Annotated in this window: 15 protein-coding genes; 10 read left to right on the top strand and 5 right to left on the bottom strand. The window is 62.2% G+C overall.

What is annotated here, in order from left to right; genetic code table 11:
• Positions 1-17: 17 nt before the first annotated feature.
• Positions 18-1529 carry an Asp-tRNA(Asn)/Glu-tRNA(Gln) amidotransferase subunit GatB gene (gene gatB, locus BSF79_RS10270; protein WP_090269808.1) on the top strand — a complete coding sequence of 504 codons (1512 nt, stop codon included), beginning with the start codon at positions 18-20 and terminating at the stop codon, positions 1527-1529.
• Between the two features lie 34 nt (positions 1530-1563).
• Complete coding sequence (locus tag BSF79_RS10265; RefSeq protein ID WP_090269807.1) at positions 1564-2049, top strand: thioesterase family protein; 486 nt, start codon at positions 1564-1566, stop codon at positions 2047-2049.
• Here the strand turns inward: BSF79_RS10265 and BSF79_RS10260 are convergent, their stop codons facing one another.
• Complete coding sequence (locus tag BSF79_RS10260; protein WP_090269806.1) at positions 2050-2322, bottom strand: hypothetical protein; 273 nt, start codon at positions 2320-2322, stop codon at positions 2050-2052.
• A gap of 295 nt (positions 2323-2617) precedes the next feature.
• Between BSF79_RS10260 and BSF79_RS10255 the strand changes: the two genes are divergently transcribed.
• Together BSF79_RS10255 and BSF79_RS10250 are read left to right on the top strand one after the other, a co-directional pair.
• Positions 2618-3103, top strand: a complete 486-nt coding sequence (locus tag BSF79_RS10255) for a DUF4177 domain-containing protein (RefSeq protein WP_090269805.1) — start codon at positions 2618-2620, stop codon at positions 3101-3103.
• Between the two features lie 256 nt (positions 3104-3359).
• Positions 3360-3986, top strand: coding sequence for a J domain-containing protein (locus BSF79_RS10250; RefSeq protein WP_090269804.1), 627 nt, complete (start codon positions 3360-3362; stop codon positions 3984-3986).
• Between the two features lie 39 nt (positions 3987-4025).
• On the opposite strand, the gene msrB is transcribed toward BSF79_RS10250, so the two are convergent.
• Together msrB and BSF79_RS10240 are read right to left on the bottom strand one after the other, a co-directional pair.
• Positions 4026-4502 (bottom strand): peptide-methionine (R)-S-oxide reductase MsrB, encoded by a 477-nt coding sequence (gene msrB / locus BSF79_RS10245; RefSeq protein WP_090269803.1) that lies wholly within the window; start codon positions 4500-4502, stop codon positions 4026-4028.
• Between the two features lie 77 nt (positions 4503-4579).
• Entirely contained in the window at positions 4580-5146 is a 567-nt protein-coding gene (locus BSF79_RS10240; protein WP_090269802.1) for a fasciclin domain-containing protein, read from the bottom strand.
• A 245-nt stretch (positions 5147-5391) separates the two neighbouring features.
• Here BSF79_RS10240 and cobS point away from each other — a divergent pair, with 245 nt between their 5' ends.
• The 5 genes from cobS to BSF79_RS10215 all read left to right on the top strand — a co-directional run bounded on the left by cobS (position 5392) and on the right by BSF79_RS10215 (position 11327).
• A complete protein-coding gene (cobS, locus tag BSF79_RS10235; RefSeq protein WP_090269801.1) occupies positions 5392-6363 on the top strand; it encodes a cobaltochelatase subunit CobS in 972 nt (323 codons plus the stop codon).
• A gap of 26 nt (positions 6364-6389) precedes the next feature.
• Positions 6390-7091: an aspartate/glutamate racemase family protein gene (locus tag BSF79_RS10230; protein ID WP_090269919.1), complete on the top strand. Its 702-nt coding sequence runs from the start codon at positions 6390-6392 to the stop codon at positions 7089-7091.
• Positions 7088-8968 (top strand): cobaltochelatase subunit CobT, encoded by a 1881-nt coding sequence (gene cobT, locus BSF79_RS10225; RefSeq protein ID WP_090269800.1) that lies wholly within the window; start codon positions 7088-7090, stop codon positions 8966-8968. Before BSF79_RS10230 ends, cobT begins: the two co-directional genes overlap by 4 nt.
• A 155-nt stretch (positions 8969-9123) precedes the next feature.
• Positions 9124-10926: an aminopeptidase P family protein gene (locus BSF79_RS10220; protein ID WP_090269799.1), complete on the top strand. Its 1803-nt coding sequence runs from the start codon at positions 9124-9126 to the stop codon at positions 10924-10926.
• A 56-nt stretch (positions 10927-10982) separates the two neighbouring features.
• The gene (locus BSF79_RS10215; protein WP_090269798.1) at positions 10983-11327 is read left to right on the top strand and encodes a DUF427 domain-containing protein; all 345 of its coding nucleotides are present in this window, start codon (positions 10983-10985) and stop codon (positions 11325-11327) included.
• Between the two features lie 30 nt (positions 11328-11357).
• Here BSF79_RS10215 and BSF79_RS10210 read toward each other — a convergent pair whose 3' ends face one another.
• Positions 11358-13046 (bottom strand): chloride channel protein, encoded by a 1689-nt coding sequence (locus BSF79_RS10210; protein ID WP_090269918.1) that lies wholly within the window; start codon positions 13044-13046, stop codon positions 11358-11360.
• Between the two features lie 91 nt (positions 13047-13137).
• On the opposite strand from BSF79_RS10210, the gene BSF79_RS10205 reads away from it, so the two are divergent.
• On the top strand, positions 13138-14511 hold the full coding sequence (locus BSF79_RS10205) for an FAD-binding oxidoreductase (RefSeq protein WP_090269797.1): 1374 nt from the start codon (positions 13138-13140) through the stop codon (positions 14509-14511).
• Positions 14512-14662: 151 nt separating this feature from the next.
• Here BSF79_RS10205 and recN read toward each other — a convergent pair whose 3' ends face one another.
• Positions 14663-16315, bottom strand: coding sequence for a DNA repair protein RecN (gene recN, locus BSF79_RS10200; protein WP_090269796.1), 1653 nt, complete (start codon positions 16313-16315; stop codon positions 14663-14665).
• Positions 16316-16325 lie beyond the last annotated feature (10 nt).

The following is a 16325-nucleotide window of genomic DNA, read 5'->3' as shown; positions in this document are numbered from 1 at the left end:
GACAAAGGACTGTTGGTATGCTCGATCTGACCTATGAGACCCCGAAACCCAAGGTGATTGCCGGGGCCAAGCACGACTGGGAGCTTGTGATCGGCTTGGAAGTGCACGCGCAGGTTAGCTCGAACGCGAAACTGTTCTCGGGCGCGTCGACCAAATTCGGGGCCGAGCCGAACTCCAACGTGGCCTTTGTGGACGCGGCGATGCCGGGAATGCTGCCGGTGATCAACGACTATTGCGTTGAACAGGCTGTGCGCACCGGGCTGGGCCTGAATGCACAGATCAACCTGTGGTCGGCGTTTGACCGCAAGAACTATTTCTATCCAGACCTGCCGCAGGGCTATCAGATTTCGCAGCTGTATCACCCCATCGTGGGCGAGGGTGAAATTCTGGTCGATATGACGCCGGGTGTGGCGCGTCTGGTGCGGGTGGAGCGGATCCATCTGGAGCAGGACGCGGGCAAATCGATCCACGACATGGATCCGAACATGTCCTTTGTGGACCTGAACCGCACCGGCGTGGCGCTGATGGAGATTGTCAGCCGTCCCGACATTCGCGGCCCTGAAGAGGCGGCGGCCTATGTGGTCAAGCTGCGCCAGATTCTGCGCTATCTGGGGACATGCGATGGCAACATGCAAAACGGCAACATGCGCGCTGACGTGAACGTGTCGATCTGCCGACCGGGTCAGTACGAGAAGTATCAGGCGACGCAGGATTTCAGCCATCTGGGCACGCGTTGCGAAATCAAGAACATGAACTCGATGCGGTTTATTCAGGCCGCGATCGAGGTCGAGGCCCGGCGCCAGATCGCCATTGTCGAAGCAGGCGGCGAGGTGGTTCAGGAAACACGGCTGTACGACGTGGACAAGAACGAAACCCGGTCGATGCGGTCGAAGGAAGAGGCGCATGATTACCGCTATTTCCCCGATCCCGATCTGCTGCCGCTGGAAATCGAACAGGCTTGGGTTGATGAGATCAAGGCCACGCTGCCGGAACTGCCCGACGCCAAAAAGGCGCGGTTTATCGCAGATTTTGGACTGTCAGAATATGACGCCAACGTGCTGACCGCCGAGGTCGCAAATGCGACCTATTTCGAGGCAGTGGCGCAGGGGCGTGACGGCAAGCTGGCCGCGAATTGGGTGATCAACGAGCTGTTCGGGCGTTTGAAGAAAGACGACGCCGATATCACCACCTCGCCGGTCACCCCGGCGCAGCTGGGTGGCATTGTCGACCTGATCAGCAGCGACGCGATCAGCGGCAAGATCGCCAAGGATCTGTTCGAGATCGTCTATACGACAGGCGGCGACCCGGCGCAGATCGTCGAAGAGCGCGGCATGAAACAGGTCACGGATACTGGCGCCATCGAGGCCGCAGTGGACGAGGTGATTGCCGCCAACCCGGCGCAGGTGGAAAAGGCCAAGGCCAATCCGAAACTGGCGGGCTGGTTTGTCGGTCAGGTGATGAAAGCGACCGGCGGCAAGGCCAACCCGGCGGCCGTCAATGCTTTGGTGGCGCAGAAGCTGGGGCTTTGATCCGGCCCCGAACAACATTCGACAGGAACCGCATATGACCTATCCCGCGCCGTTTGTTTCCTCCTACATGGAGGTCAAAAAGGACTGGATCGACTTCAACGGCCATCTCAACATGGCGTTTTATGGCGTTCTGTTTGACCAAGGCGCGGATCAGGCGTTTTCCCTGATGGGGTTTGGTCCGGAGTATGCCCAGACCCAGCGCCACACGACCTATGCCGCCGAGTTTCACATCTGCTATGTTCGCGAGTTGCATCTGGGCGACCGGGTGCGCGCCAGTTTTCAGATGCTGGACCATGACGACCGAAAGTTCCATTTCTATCAGGAGCTTTGGCACGAAGATGGCTGGCTGGCGGCAACTGGCGAGGGGTTGAGCCTGCATATCGATATGTCCGGGCCGCGCGTGGCGCCTTATCCGCCTGAAATTGCGGTTAAGGTCGCGCAGATGCAAGCCGCACACGCGGATTTACCGGTGTCTGAGCGCGTCGGGCGCCCGATTGGTATCCGTCGCAAACCGGCCTGATCAGCCCCCTGCCCCTCGTTTGGCACGCGCCACCCTGTGGCGCAGCGCCGTTTGCGTGGCTGGGTCAGGCGGGGATACCGACATCAGGAAACGCCCGACACAGCCGGATCCAACCCACATTTCCGCCCCCGCCGCGTGGCGCAACAGGAAGCGAAACCGCAAGTTTTTGCGCCCGCACAGGTCACAGCGCGCCCGCACGTCGCCATGATCGACGGCGTGTTCGGTAAAGACCCAGTCCGCCGACGGAACCGATTTTTGCACATCAACGCTCATGTATTTCCCGCCCCATATTCGCCTGTGCTAGGCTAGACGGGGATCGGTTAGCGCAGTCTGAAGGCGGCGCACGCTGCCTTGCGCCCGCAGCCCGAGCGATTTTTACACAAAATCCCCCCTGCCCCTTTCGCGCGACAACCGCAGCCTGCTAAGCTGATCGTATTTCAAGCGCACCGGGCTGTCCCGCCGACGTCATTTCAGGGCCGGAACGAGGCGCCAATATCAGCAAAGGGCCAAGGCCAAGTGATCACTTGCCTGACGCCCGCGCAGACAAACACATTGAGTACGAGTTAGTATGGCACAATATGAATACAAAGTGGTTCCCGCCCCGACCAAGGGGATCAAGGTGCGCGGTATCAAGGGGGCTGAGGGGCGATTTGCGCATACCATTGAGCAGCTTATGAACGAAATGGCCGCCGAGGGGTGGGAATATCAGCGCGCCGAAACGCTGCCCAGCGAAGAACGTCATGGCCTTACGCAAAGCGTGACCACCTTTCGCAACCTGCTGGTGTTTCGCCGCATGAATGCCGGTGAGCAGTCGACGTCAGAACCGCGTCTTCTGGAACCGCCCGCGCCCGGTCCGGTCCCGGAGCAGGAACAGGAACAGGAACAGGAACAGGAACAGCAAACAGCGCCTGAGATCGCGCCAGAAAAGAAGCCCAATCCGTTTTTCAGGCTTCCGCCCGACAACGGGGTCGAAGGCGTTGCGGATGCCGATCCAAGCGTCGGCTCGTTGTTGCGCAAACGGGCGGAGCAGGTCAAATCCCGTTTCAGCAGCTAATTCCGCAGATGTACGGGGGGGCTTGGGCGGCAAATATCCGCGCAAATGCCTGCCGTGATGGCCTGCTGGGTCTTCGCCGTGCTAGGGTCTCCGACCGAAAATTTCATTTTTTAGCAAATTCAATACCTTGAAATTCCGGTCCGCGCTTCGCACCTGACACAGGCATGGTTGTTTCGGAGCATTTTTTATCCTGCCCCCTCTTCAAACTGGTGCGAAACAGTCTAAACTCCATGCTCCGAGTCGGAAAGGTGACCCCATGGCAAAGTCAGACCCCTTTGGTTTCGATATGTCGATCTCGTCGGCCAAGAAGAACAACCCGCGTGGCCGCAGAAGCATGACGGGCGCGTTCGAGACCTCGCAACGGGTCTGTGAACACGAAGGCTGCGAGCAGGCAGGCAAGTACCGTGCGCCCAAAGCGCCGGACGTGCTGGACGAGTATTTCTGGTTCTGCAAGGACCATGTGCGCGAATATAATCAGAAGTGGAGCTTCTTCGACGGCACCACCGAGGCGGAGCTGAACGCCCAGATGTCCAAGGACAAGGTCTGGGAACGCCAGACCCGCCCGATGGGCGACCCTGAGGCGCGGGCCTGGGCGCGGTTGGGCATCGAGGATCCGCATCAGGTGCTGGGCGCGAATGCCACGCAGAACCCTGGCAAATCCTCGGGCGTTACCACCCGTCGTTTGCCGCCGACCGAACGCAAGGCGGTGGATATTCTGGAAGCCAAGGATCACTGGACCAAGGCCGAAGTGCGCAAGGCTTACAAGTCGCTGATCAAGGTGCTGCACCCGGATATGAACGGCGGCGACCGCAGCCAGGAAGAACAGCTTCAGCTGGTGGTTTGGGCCTGGGATCAGATAAAGGACAGCCGCAACTTCAAATGAAGCTGCGGCTTGCCGTGTGCGGCCAAGATACGCCCGATTTCAGGCCGGAACAAACACCAGACTGACACCGTTCAGGCAATGGCGCTTGCCGGTGGGTTTCGGGCCATCATTGAAAATATGCCCAAGGTGGCTGCCGCAGCGGCGGCAATGGCATTCGGTGCGCACGGCGAACAGCTTGCGGTCTTGTTTGGTTTCGATCGCGTCGGGCAGTGCTTTCCAGAAGCTGGGCCAGCCTGTGCCGCTGTCATATTTATGCTTTGAGGCATAGAGCGGCAGGTCGCAACCGCGGCATTGATACACGCCCTCGGCATAGGTTTTGTCCAGCGGCGAACTGCCTGCGCGTTCCGTGCCTTCGTGGCGCATCACCTTGTATTGCAGCGGCGTCAGCATGGCGCGCCATTCGGCATCGGTGCGGGTGATTTGGAAGTTGCCATCGGCGGCGTGGGCGGGCTGTGCGATCCGCCCAAGGGCGAGGCTGGCAAAAGCGCCACCAAAAAGTGCTGTTCTGCGGTTCATCTTACCCTCCGTTTTTATCATAAACCGGGCCCCGGCACGGTTTGCGCCGGGGCCCTGATCAAGCTGAGGTCAGCCTATCACATCTTGGGCAGCAGCACGGTATCAATGACGTGAATGACGCCGTTGGACTGATCCACATCAGCGATGGTAACGTGAGCCACGTTGCCCATTTCATCGGTGATCATGATCTTGTCGCCCATATAGGTCGCCTGCAGCGTACAGCCACCAACGGTTGGCACCGGGTGGGTGCCGCCATCGGCGTCGATCATACCCATGATCGCCTCGGACATGGCATCAGCCGCCACGACGTGGCAGGTCAGGATCTTCACCAACTGATCCTTGTTTTCGGGCTTCAGCAGGGTTTCCACCGTGCCTGCGGGCAATTTGTCGAAGGCCGCATTGGTGGGGGCAAACACTGTAAACGGGCCTTCGCCCGACAATGTTTCGACCAGACCGGCGGCGGTGACAGCGGCCACCAGCGTGGTGTGATCGGCCGAGTTCACCGCATTTTCGACGATGGTCTTGTCAGCAAACATTTCTGCGCCGCCCACCATCGGGTTCGCGGTGGAGTGGCTGGCGGCGAAGGCGGAACCGACGCTGAGGCTCAGAACAGATACGGCGGCGATAAGGATGGTCGATTTCATGGGAAGTACTCCGGTTGAATGCCCTCCTGCCATCAGGCGGGTCACAGAAGACACGGCGCCGGGCGACAACAAGTTTCAGCGGCGTGATCACGTTGCATCACGCAACCGTGACCACCCGTTGCGCGCAATTGTCATACGCGGCGGAATACCCCACTCCCCCTTGCCCTCAGGTCATATATGTTGCACCACAATCAACGGGGCAATTCGGCCCGAAGCAATCGACCAAGAACAAGGCGGACGGCACGATGGACATCAACGCAAAACCCACCGAAGATATTTCCGTTCGCGAAGTATTCGGCATCGACACCGATATGATCGTGAAAGGCTTTGCCGACCGGTCTGACCGGGTGCCGGATATTGATCCGACCTATAAATTCGATCCCGACACCACGCTGGCCATCCTTGCGGGTTTCAGCCGCAACCGCCGCGTGATGGTTCAGGGCTATCACGGTACAGGCAAATCGACCCATATCGAGCAGGTTGGCGCCCGCCTGAACTGGCCCACCGTGCGTGTGAACCTTGACAGCCACATCAGCCGGATCGACCTGATCGGCAAGGATGCGATCAAGCTGAAAGACGGCAAGCAGGTGACGGAATTCCACGAAGGCATCCTGCCGTGGGCTTTGCGCAACCCGACCGCGATCGTGTTCGATGAATATGATGCCGGCCGCGCCGACGTGATGTTCGTGATCCAGCGTGTTCTGGAACATGACGGCAAGCTGACCCTGCTGGACCAGAACGAGATCATCACCCCGAACCCGTATTTCCGCCTGTTCGCCACCGCCAACACCGTTGGTCTGGGCGACACGACGGGGCTGTATCACGGCACGCAGCAGATCAACCAAGCCCAGATGGACCGTTGGTCGCTGGTGGCAACGCTGAACTATCTCAGCCACGATGCCGAGGTTGCGATCGTGCTGGCCAAGAACCCGCATTACAACACCGACAAGGGCCGCAAGACCATCAGCCAGATGGTGACGCTGGCCGACCTGACCCGGACCGCCTTCATGAACGGCGATCTCAGCACCGTCATGTCACCGCGGACCGTGATCACCTGGGCTCAGAACGCTGAAATTTTCCGCAATGTCGGCTATTCCTTCCGGCTGTCGTTCCTCAACAAATGTGACGAGCTGGAGCGCCGCACAGTGGCGGAATTCTTCCAGCGTTGCTTTGATGAAGAGCTGCCGGAATCTGCGGCCAGCATGGCGATGAAGTGACCGGGCAAACCGGCAAGGAAAACGTAATGCACATCGGACTGATCGGCGGGATAGGACCAGCGGCAACCATCGTCTATTATCAGCGTCTGGTGGCGCAGGTGAAGCAGGCGGGGCACAAGCTTGATCTGACCATCGTTCAGGCCGATGTTTACGATCTGATCGAAAACAACCTTGCCGACAAGCGCGAGACTCAGGCCGAAATCTATGCCCGGCTGATTGATCGTCTCAAGGCCGCAGGGGCCGAGTGCGCCGCCATTACCTCTCTGGGTGGGCATTTCTGTTTTGCCGAGACTCTGGCGCGCTCTAGTCTGCCACTGATTAGCGCGGTTGCACCTCTGGATGCGTATTTTGCCGCCCAAGGCATTGGCTGCGTTGGACTTTTGGGCACAGAGGTGGTGATGCGCACCCGGCTCTATGGCCGATTGGCCCGCACGCAGGCCGTTGCGCCCACGAGCGACCTTGTCGCACTGGGTAAACTCTATCAGGATGTCGCCACCAGCGGCATCTCCACCGAGGCGCAGCGCGCGGCATTTTTCGCTGCCGGGCGCCAGATGGTCGAGGATCAGGGCGCCGATGCGGTCGTGCTTGCAGGTACCGACCTTAATCTGGCATTTGATGGGCGCGACCCCGGATATCCGGTGATCGACGCGCTTGATATTCATGTTGCGACCCTGGCCGGTCTTGCCACCGGAACCCGCACCCTTTCCGATCTGGACGGTCAGCCATGAGCAAACAAAGTGACAACCCCGCCGATCCGTTCAAAAAGGCCCTGGCCGACGCCACCAAGGTCATGGCCAACGACCCCGAGCTGAATGTCAGCTATTCGGTCGATCCCTCCGGCCTGTCGGGCGATTCGATGCGGCTGCCACAGGTCAGCCGCCGCCTGACCCGCGACGAGGTGCTGCTCACGCGCGGCACCGCCGATGCGCTGGCGATGCAGCGCCGGTACCACAACGAAGTGCTGCATGCGCGCTATGCTCCGCCGGGCGATATGGCCCGAAGCCTGTACGAAGCCATGGAAACGGCCCGCTGCGAAGCGATGGGCGCACGCGACATGCCCGGCACCGCAGGCAATATCGACGCCAAGATCGGGCACGAGGCCGCACGATTGGGCTATGAGCAGATCACGCAGGCCGCTGATGCGCCGCTGTCTGCGGCTGCGGGCTATATGATCCGCCACCTTGCCACCGGGCGCGACCTGCCGCCCGCCGCGCAAAACGTGATGGAACTGTGGCGCGGCTTTATCGAGGATCAGGCAGGCGGCACATTGGAAGATCTGCAGGAAAAGCTGTCGGATCAGGCGGAGTTTGCCAAATTCGCCCGCCAAGTCATTGATGATCTTGGCTACGGTGATCAGTTGGGCGATGACCCCGATCAAAACGATGAAGACCAGCAGGACGACGCCGACGACGGCGCCGAGGAACAGCCCGATCCCGACAGCACCGGTCAGGATGATCAGGACGACGAACAGGCCGAGGCCGACCCCGAGCAATCGCAAGACGATACGCAAGATTCCTCCGAGGCGCAGGTCAGCATGGATGACCTGGCCGACGAAGAGCTGGGCGAAGAGGCCGAACTGCCCGAGGGCGATGCCCCACTGGAACCGCCGCCCCCTGCGCCCTTTTCCGAGGCGGATCCGAATTATGCCGTTTATGACGCGCAATTCGACGAGGAAATCCCCGCCGAAGAACTGGCGGAACCGGCAGAGCTGGAACGCCTGCGCGCCTATCTGGATCAGCAGTTGGAACCGCTCAAAGGCGCAGTCAGCCGACTGGCCAACAAGCTTCAACGCCGCCTTCAGGCGCAGCAGAACCGCTCGTGGCTGTTCGACATGGAAGAGGGCATTCTGGATGCCGGCCGTCTGGCCCGCGTCGTGGCCAACCCGACCACGCCGCTGTCCTTCAAAGTCGAAAAAGATACCGAGTTCCGCGATACCGTCGTGACCTTGCTGCTGGACAACTCCGGATCGATGCGCGGCAGGCCGATCAGCATCGCTGCGATCTGCGCCGATGTTCTGGCGCGCACGCTGGAGCGCTGCTCGGTTAAGGTCGAAATCCTCGGCTTCACCACCCGAGCGTGGAAAGGTGGCCAGAGCCGCGAAAAATGGCTGGCCGATGGTCGCCCGCAACAGCCCGGTCGCCTGAATGACCTGCGCCATATCATCTATAAGCACGCCGACGCGCCCATGCGCCGGACCCGCACCAATCTGGGTCTGATGATGAAAGAGGGCCTGCTGAAGGAAAACATCGATGGCGAGGCGCTGGAATGGGCGCATCGCCGCCTGATCTCGCGCCACGAGGCCCGCAAGGTTCTGATGGTAATCTCTGATGGCGCGCCGGTGGATGATTCCACACTGTCGGTGAACCCGGCCAACTATCTGGAAAAGCACCTGCGCGACGTGATCGCCATGGTCGAAAAACGCAAGCAGGTCGAGCTGATCGCCATCGGCATCGGCCACGACGTGACCCGCTACTATCAGCATGCGGTAACCATTACCGATGTCGATCAGCTGGCCGGGGCGATGACCGAGCAGCTAGCGGGCCTGTTTGATCAGGATCCGCGCGCCCGCGCCCGGCTGATGGGCATCAAAAAAGTGACCGGCTAAGCCTTCGGGCTCCGCCTCCCGTTTCTTTCTGATGCAAATACTCCGGGGGGGCCGCCATAGGCGGCGGGGGCAGCGCCCCCCTTTTCCGCACCGTCGGCCTCTTGTCACCGCCTGCGGGATTTGCACAACTGACGCCACGCCAAACGGAGTGCCCCATGTACCAATCCTTTCAGGAAACCGCCCGCCCCGACCAAGGCCCGCCACGTCTGGCCGCACTGCGCGCCGAGCTGTCAAAACTGGCGCTGTCAGGGTTTCTGATCCCGCGCGCCGATGTGCATCAGGGCGAATATGTCGCCCCGCATGATGACCGGCTGGCCTTTTTCAGTGGGTTCACCGGCTCGGCGGGGTTCTGCGCAGCGCTTGTCGATGTGGCGGGCGTGTTCATTGATGGCCGGTATCGCACACAGGTGAAATCACAGGTCGATCTGGCGCATTTCACTCCGGTTCCTTGGCCTGAAACCCAATTGCAGGACTGGCTGCGCCAACAGCTGCCGCAGGGCGGCGTCATTGGGTTTGATCCGTGGCTGCACACGGCTGAACAGATCGAAACGCTGGAAACCGCCCTTGTGGACAGCGGCATCAGCCTGCGCCCGACCGATAACCTTGTTGACCGGATATGGCAGGATCAGCCCGCGCCCCCGATGGGTGCAATATTTCCCTACCCCGAGGATCTTGCAGGCGAACCCCACGCGGCCAAACGCGCGCGCCTTGCCGCCACATTGCGCGAAGCCGGGCAAAGCGCCGCCGTGATCACCCTGCCCGATTCCATCGCTTGGCTGCTGAATATCCGTGGCAGCGACATCCCCCGCAACCCGGTGCCGCATGGGTTTGCCATCCTGCACGATACCGGCAAGCTGAGCCTGTTCACCGCGCCCGGCAAATGTGATGACACCTTGCGCACGCACCTTGGCACCGACGTCACCCTGAGTGCGCCCGGCGATTTCAGCGCCGCTTTGGGCGCGCTCACCGGTCCGGTGCGGGTGGATCGCGCCACCGCCCCGCTACAGATCACGCTGGAGCTGACCGAGGCGGGCGTGCCGCATGTCTGGGGGCAAGACCCCTGCATCCTGCCCAAAGCCTGCAAAAACCCGGCCGAGATTGTCGGCACAACCGAGGCCCATCTGACCGACGCGGCTGCAATGTGCGAATTCCTGACCTGGTTCGACGCGCAGGCCCCGGGCACCCAGACCGAGATCGACGTGGTATCCGCGCTTGAGGGGTTCCGCCGCGCGACAAATGCCCTGCGCGATATCAGTTTCGAAACCATCGCGGGCACCGGCCCCAATGGCGCGATCATGCATTACCGCGTGACCGAGGCCAGCAACGCCCCGCTGAAAAACGGTCAGTTGATCGTGGTGGACAGCGGCGGGCAATATATCAACGGCACCACCGACATCACCCGCACCCTTCCGGTGGGCCACGTCGGGACAGAGGAAAAATCCTGCTTTACCCGTGTGTTGCAGGGCATGATCGCGGTTTCGCGCCTGCGCTTTCCTAGCGGACTTGCCGGGCGCGACCTTGATGCCATCGCCCGCTTTCCGCTTTGGGTGGCGGGGTTGGATTTCAATCACGGCACCGGCCACGGCGTGGGGGTTTATCTGTGCGTCCATGAGGGCCCGCAGCGGCTGAGCCGGGTGTCAGAGATCGCGCTCAAGCCCGGTATGATCCTGTCGAACGAGCCGGGATATTACCGCGAAGGCGCCTTTGGCATTCGCATTGAAAACCTGATCGTGGTGCAGGATGCGCCCGCCCTGCCCGGCGCCGATGACCGCGACATGTTTGCCTTTGATACGCTGACATGGGTGCCGATTGATCGTCGGCTGATCATGGCCGAGATGCTCAGCCCGGATGAGCGCGCGTGGATTGATGCCTATCATGCCGCGTGCCGTGACAAAATCAGTGCTCGGCTCTCGGACCCAGCTCGGCTATGGTTGCTTGCGGCGACCGAACCGCTCTGACATCACTCTGTCACAATCACACTGCACAGCTAATGTAACTCTGGGGGAGGGTCTCCATGTCCAACCATATCACGATTCGTAAGGCGGAAGGCACTTGGGTGGTGCGCGCTGGCGGGGCCATTTTGGGCGAAAGCGACAACGCGCTGGAACTGACCGAGGGCGATTACGCGCCGGTCATCTATTTCCCGCGCGAAGATATTGCCATGGCATTTCTGGACCCGTCGGACCAGACCACGCACTGCCCGTTCAAGGGCGATGCCAGTTACTTCTCGATTGTGACCAAAAGCGCGACGCTGACCAACGCGGTCTGGAGCTATGAAACCCCCAAGCCCGAAGCGGCCCGGATCGCCAATCATTTGGCGTTCTATACCTCTGACAAGTTGGCGGTCGAGCAGATCTGATCCTCGGCGCGGCGCCAGCGCAAGCCCCCGTCAGCTGTGTTCTTCGGCTGCGGTGGCCGCCAGCGCCCTGTTATAGGCCTTCAACGCATCAACATGAAACAGCGCGCCCAGCAGCGGGGCCACGCCATCCGGCCCGACAGGGCCGGTGACCGGCAAAAACGGCACGCCCGCGCGTTCAAACAACGGCATCGCCTGCTCAAGCGTGGCGCTTCCTGCGATGGAAATCCCGTCCTCGATCATCTCAAGACAGCGGGTGTCGTCGGCCGCGCCGGGATCGCCGGGTTTGCGCATCAGGTTGGCGGCGCTGAACATCGCCAACAGATAGGCCTGCGGCCCAGCCGCCAGATGGATGTTGCGGCGCTCGAGCTGGGTCAGGAAAAACGAGCGATCCACCAGCCGGGACGCCAGCGCCGTTGACAATGACACCGCCACCATCACCGCCAGACCGGTCTGCCAGTCGCCGGTTAATTCGAACACGATCAGCGTTGTAGAGATCGGTGCGCCCAGTACAGCGGCGGCGACCGCGCCCATCCCTGCCAGCGCATAAAGCGTGTGCGACCCCGACACCTCGGGGAAGACGCCGGTAGCAATCAGGCCGAAGGTCAGACCGGTCAGCGCCCCGACCATGAGCGAGGGCGAAAACATGCCGCCGCCCATCCGCCCCGCCATGGTGATCGCCACCGCGACCACCTTGAGCACGGCGAAAATCATCGCCTCGTGCCACAGCAGTTTCCCGGTCAGGCTGGCCGAGGTCGTCTCGTATCCGACGCCGATGATATGCGGGAACCAGATGGCCAGCAGACCCAGAAAGGCCCCTGCCACCGCCGGGCGCAACCAACGCGGCAGACCGGTGCGCGCGTGCGCCACATTTGCCAGATCCTCGGCCACGAACACCGCCCGCATCAGCACGACCGCCACCAAGCCGCAGGTCAGCCCCAGCAGCAAAAAGGCGGGCAGTTCGACGTAGAATTCCAGCGTATTCGCCTCGGGCAGGTGAAACTCGGTCACGCCGCCAAATTCCATCCGGTTGATGATCGTGCCTGCAACGCTGGCGATCACAATCGGCGCAAAGGCATGCACCGCGAAATGCCGCAGCACGACCTCGAGCGCGAACAGCGCCCCGGCGATCGGGGCGTTGAAACTGGCCGAAACCGCCGCGGCCACCGCACAGCCCAGCAAGTCGCGCCCGGTGATCCCATCGGCCCTGATCTTGTTGCTCACCCAAGATGACATCACCGCCGCCATATGCACCACAGGCCCCTCGCGGCCCGTGGAGCCGCCCATGCTCAGCGTAATCAGCGACGCGAAGGCCGAGGCGATGCCCGCCTTGCCCTCGACCCGGCCCTTGTTCATCGCCGCGCCCTCGATCACGTCCGAGACCGAGCGCACGCGCCCGTCCGGCGTAAACAGATGCAACACGATCCCGGTGACCAATCCGCCCAGAACCGGCACCGCCATGATCCAGTACCACGGCAGGGTCTGGGCAAAGGAATGCAGATGCGCCGCGTCGCGGCTGCCATAGATGAACGCCTGTATCGACTCGATCGCCTTGCGGAAAAACAGCGCGCCGAACCCTGCCCCGGTGCCGATCGCCAACGCGATCAGCCAGAACTGAAACTGGCTTGGACCTTCCCGCAGCAATACCCGCCACGCCTGTCCAACCGCGCGCAGCCCCTGCGCCGTGGCCTGTCCCAGATAGGTTCTGAACCCGTCGGCCATTTTCATTCCCTTGCGCGAGCAGCCGCTGTTCCCCCTTTTATGGCCCGCCCGCATGGCCTAGGGTACCAAAGCACTAGCCAGAGGCCGATCCATGACAATCCAGACCGCGCTCGCCGAGCTTTCATCCTTACTAGGCCAACGCCTGACGCGGTCCAAGTCCGATCTCGACCTACATGGCCGTTCTGAAACGCATTTTCCGCTGACACCGCCCGATGCTGTCGCATATCCGGAAACCACGGACGAAGTCTCACAAATCGTGAAAATCTGCGCGGCCCATGCCTGCCCGGTGATCGGTTGGGGCACGGGCACCTCGCTTGAGGGACAGGCGCAGGCCTTTCAGGGTGGGCTTTGCGTTGATTTCCGGCTGATGAACAAGATTTTGCGCATCAACCCCGAGGATATGGATGTGGCCATTCAGCCCGGCCTGACCCGAGAAGAGCTTAACACCGAACTGCGCGCCACCGGGCTGTTCTTTCCGGTGGATCCGGGCGCCAACGCTTCGCTTGGCGGCATGGCCTCGACCCGCGCCAGCGGCACCACCGCTGTGCGCTATGGCACCATGCGCGACAGCGTTCTGGGGCTTGAGGTCGTGCTGGCTGATGGCCGCATCATCCGCACCGGCACGCGGGCGCGCAAATCCAGCGCGGGCTATGACCTGACCGGGCTGTTCGTCGGCGCCGAAGGCACGCTTGGCCTGATCACCGAGTTGACCCTGCGCCTGCAAGGCCAACCCGAGGCGATCACCGCCGCTGTCTGCGCCTTTGAGCGGATCGAGGATGCAGTGAATTGCGTGATCGACACGATTCAGATGGGCCTGCCAATGGCGCGGATCGAGTTTGTCGATGCCGACGCCGCAGCCGCGTTCAACGCCTATTCCGGCTCGGATATGCGTGAAATTCCGCATCTGATGGTCGAATTTCACGGCTCGGAACAGGGCGTGGCCGAGCAGGCCGAAAGTTTCGGTGCCATTGTTGCCGATCACGGCGGTCAGGGTTTTGAATGGGCCACCACCCCGGAAGATCGCACCGCGCTTTGGACCATGCGCCACCATGCCCATTGGGCGATCATGGCGTCGAAGCCGGGCTGCAGGTCCATTGTCACCGACATCTGCGTGCCAATCTCGCGACTGGCCGAAGCGGTGAACGCGACCCGCGCCGATATCGCGGCCTCGCCGATCACCGGCCCAATTCTGGGCCATGTCGGTGATGGCAACTTTCACGCGATCCTGTTGTTTGACGACACCGATCCGGCGCAGGTCAAAGCCGCCGAGGATCTGTCACATCGCATGGTCGAACGCGCACTCGCAATGGGCGGAACCGCCACCGGCGAACATGGCATCGGCGTTGGAAAGTTGAAATACATGGAAGCCGAACATGGTCAGGCCTGGGGCGTGATGGGGTCCATCAAGCAGGCGCTGGACCCGCAAAACATCATGAACCCAGGCAAAATGGTCCAGAATAGCTGATCCACGCAGGGGCCGCCCGTCAGACGGGAGCTCCCTGCGTCACACCCGCGACCAAAGGCTCCGGCCAGCCGGAGCGATCCTTGCGCCTTTAATTGAAACAAGCCCTCTCGGCGAAAGAATCGCGCTCGCAGCGCGGGCGCCTTAGGTGGTTTCAGCCCGCTGCCAGCAGCGCCTTGGCCGCGCCGCGCGCCTGATCGGTGACGGTATCCCCCGCCACCATCCGCGCGATTTCATCCACGCGGTCCTCGGCTGACAACGGCACCACGGTCGAGGTCGTGACCTCGCCCTCGACCCGCTTTTCCACCCGCCAGTGATGCGCGCCAAGAGCGGCCACCTGCGGTGAATGGGTCACCACCAACACCTGACCGCCGGTCGCCAGTGCCGCCAGCCTGCGGCCTACGGCATCTGCCGTCGCCCCGCCAACGCCGCGATCAATCTCGTCGAATATCATCGTCACGCCGCTCTGTTGCTGGCTCAGGCACACTTTCAGCGCCAGCAGGAACCGGCTCAACTCGCCCCCCGAGGCGATCTTGGCCAACGGTCCCGACGGCGCACCGGGGTTGGTCGCCACGGTAAAGGCCACCAGATCGGCGCCCTCTGGGCCCGGCTCCACTGCCGTGATCTCGGTATGAAACAGCGCGCGCTCCATCTTCAGCGGTGCCAGTTCGGCCGCGACGGCGATGTCCAGCCGCGCCGCCGCCTCGGCCCGCGCCGCGCTCAATGCGCCACTGGCTTTGGCGTAATCAGCCTCGGCCGCCGCCTGCGCCTTGCGCAGGGCCGCCAGATCGGCATCGCCCTGATCCAGCGCCGCCAGCCGCGCCCGCAAATCCTGTGCGAACCCGCCCAGATCATCCGGGGCCACGCCATGCTTGCGCGCAAGCCCGCGAATGGCGAACAACCGTTCTTCAATCATCTCAAGCTCATAGGCGTTGAAGCTTAGCCCATCCAGCGCCTGCTCAACCCCCTGTGCGGCGTCGCCCAGCTCGGCGAAGGCCCGCCCCAGTGCAGCGATTGGCGCTTCCAGCGCGCCCTCTGCCCGGTCGGCCACGCCCTCAAGCCAGCGCGTTGCATCGCCCATCGCGCCCTCGGCCCCGTCCTGCCCCAGCGCCGCCAAAGCCCGTGCCACATCCTCGCGGATGCGCTCGGCGCTTTGCATCGACCGGCGCCGCGCATCCAGATCCGCCTCTTCGCCGGGGACCGGGTCCAGCTTGTCAAGCTCGGCCACCGCGTGGCGTAGATATTCCTCTTCGGCGCGGATCTCGGCCAGCGCGGATTCTGCTGCGGCCTGTGCCTTGCGCGCCTGCGACAGCCCGCGCCACGCCAACCGCACAGCGTCTTGAAGCGCCGGATAGGCCCCGAACGCATCCAACAATGCCCGGTGCCCCTTGGGATCCAGCAGACCGCGATCATCGTGTTGCCCGTGCAGTTCGACCAGCGTTTCAGACAGCGCCCGCAACACCTCGCCCGAACAGCGCCGATCATTGACCCAGGCAGTCTTGCGCCCGTCGCGTCCATTGACCCGCCGCAGGATCAGCTCATCGCCGCCCGGCAGGCCGGCCTCGGCCAGAACCGCATGGGCGGCGTGCCCGTCAGGCAGATCGAAACTGGCCAGCACCTCGCCCTGCTCGGCCCCGGCGCGCACCAATTCGGCGCGCCCGCGCCAGCCCAGAACAAAACCCAGCGAATCCAACAAGATCGACTTGCCCGCCCCGGTCTCGCCGGTCAGCACATTCAGGCCGGGCTGGAAGATTAAATCCAGCCGGTCGATAATCAACATATCGCGGATTTCTAGTGCGCGCAGCATTCGGTCAACC

This window comes from Thalassovita taeanensis, from assembly GCF_900110775.1.
In the GTDB taxonomy this organism is placed as follows: Bacteria; Pseudomonadota; Alphaproteobacteria; order Rhodobacterales; family Rhodobacteraceae; genus Litorimicrobium; species Litorimicrobium taeanense.
The sequence above is the reverse complement of the archived record's forward strand: the minus strand, read 5'-3'. Positions and strand labels throughout refer to the sequence as shown.

Coding starts and splice junctions, on each gene's coding strand:
- gatB (WP_090269808.1), top strand. CDS start 18: ATGCTCGATCTGACCTATGAGACCCCGAAACCCAAGGTGATTGCCGGG.
- BSF79_RS10265 (WP_090269807.1), top strand. CDS start 1,564: ATGACCTATCCCGCGCCGTTTGTTTCCTCCTACATGGAGGTCAAAAAG.
- BSF79_RS10260 (WP_090269806.1), bottom strand. CDS start 2,322: ATGAGCGTTGATGTGCAAAAATCGGTTCCGTCGGCGGACTGGGTCTTT.
- BSF79_RS10255 (WP_090269805.1), top strand. CDS start 2,618: ATGGCACAATATGAATACAAAGTGGTTCCCGCCCCGACCAAGGGGATC.
- BSF79_RS10250 (WP_090269804.1), top strand. CDS start 3,360: ATGGCAAAGTCAGACCCCTTTGGTTTCGATATGTCGATCTCGTCGGCC.
- msrB (WP_090269803.1), bottom strand. CDS start 4,502: ATGAACCGCAGAACAGCACTTTTTGGTGGCGCTTTTGCCAGCCTCGCC.
- BSF79_RS10240 (WP_090269802.1), bottom strand. CDS start 5,146: ATGAAATCGACCATCCTTATCGCCGCCGTATCTGTTCTGAGCCTCAGC.
- cobS (WP_090269801.1), top strand. CDS start 5,392: ATGGACATCAACGCAAAACCCACCGAAGATATTTCCGTTCGCGAAGTA.
- BSF79_RS10230 (WP_090269919.1), top strand. CDS start 6,390: ATGCACATCGGACTGATCGGCGGGATAGGACCAGCGGCAACCATCGTC.
- cobT (WP_090269800.1), top strand. CDS start 7,088: ATGAGCAAACAAAGTGACAACCCCGCCGATCCGTTCAAAAAGGCCCTG.
- BSF79_RS10220 (WP_090269799.1), top strand. CDS start 9,124: ATGTACCAATCCTTTCAGGAAACCGCCCGCCCCGACCAAGGCCCGCCA.
- BSF79_RS10215 (WP_090269798.1), top strand. CDS start 10,983: ATGTCCAACCATATCACGATTCGTAAGGCGGAAGGCACTTGGGTGGTG.
- BSF79_RS10210 (WP_090269918.1), bottom strand. CDS start 13,046: ATGGCCGACGGGTTCAGAACCTATCTGGGACAGGCCACGGCGCAGGGG.
- BSF79_RS10205 (WP_090269797.1), top strand. CDS start 13,138: ATGACAATCCAGACCGCGCTCGCCGAGCTTTCATCCTTACTAGGCCAA.
- recN (WP_090269796.1), bottom strand. CDS start 16,315: ATGCTGCGCGCACTAGAAATCCGCGATATGTTGATTATCGACCGGCTG.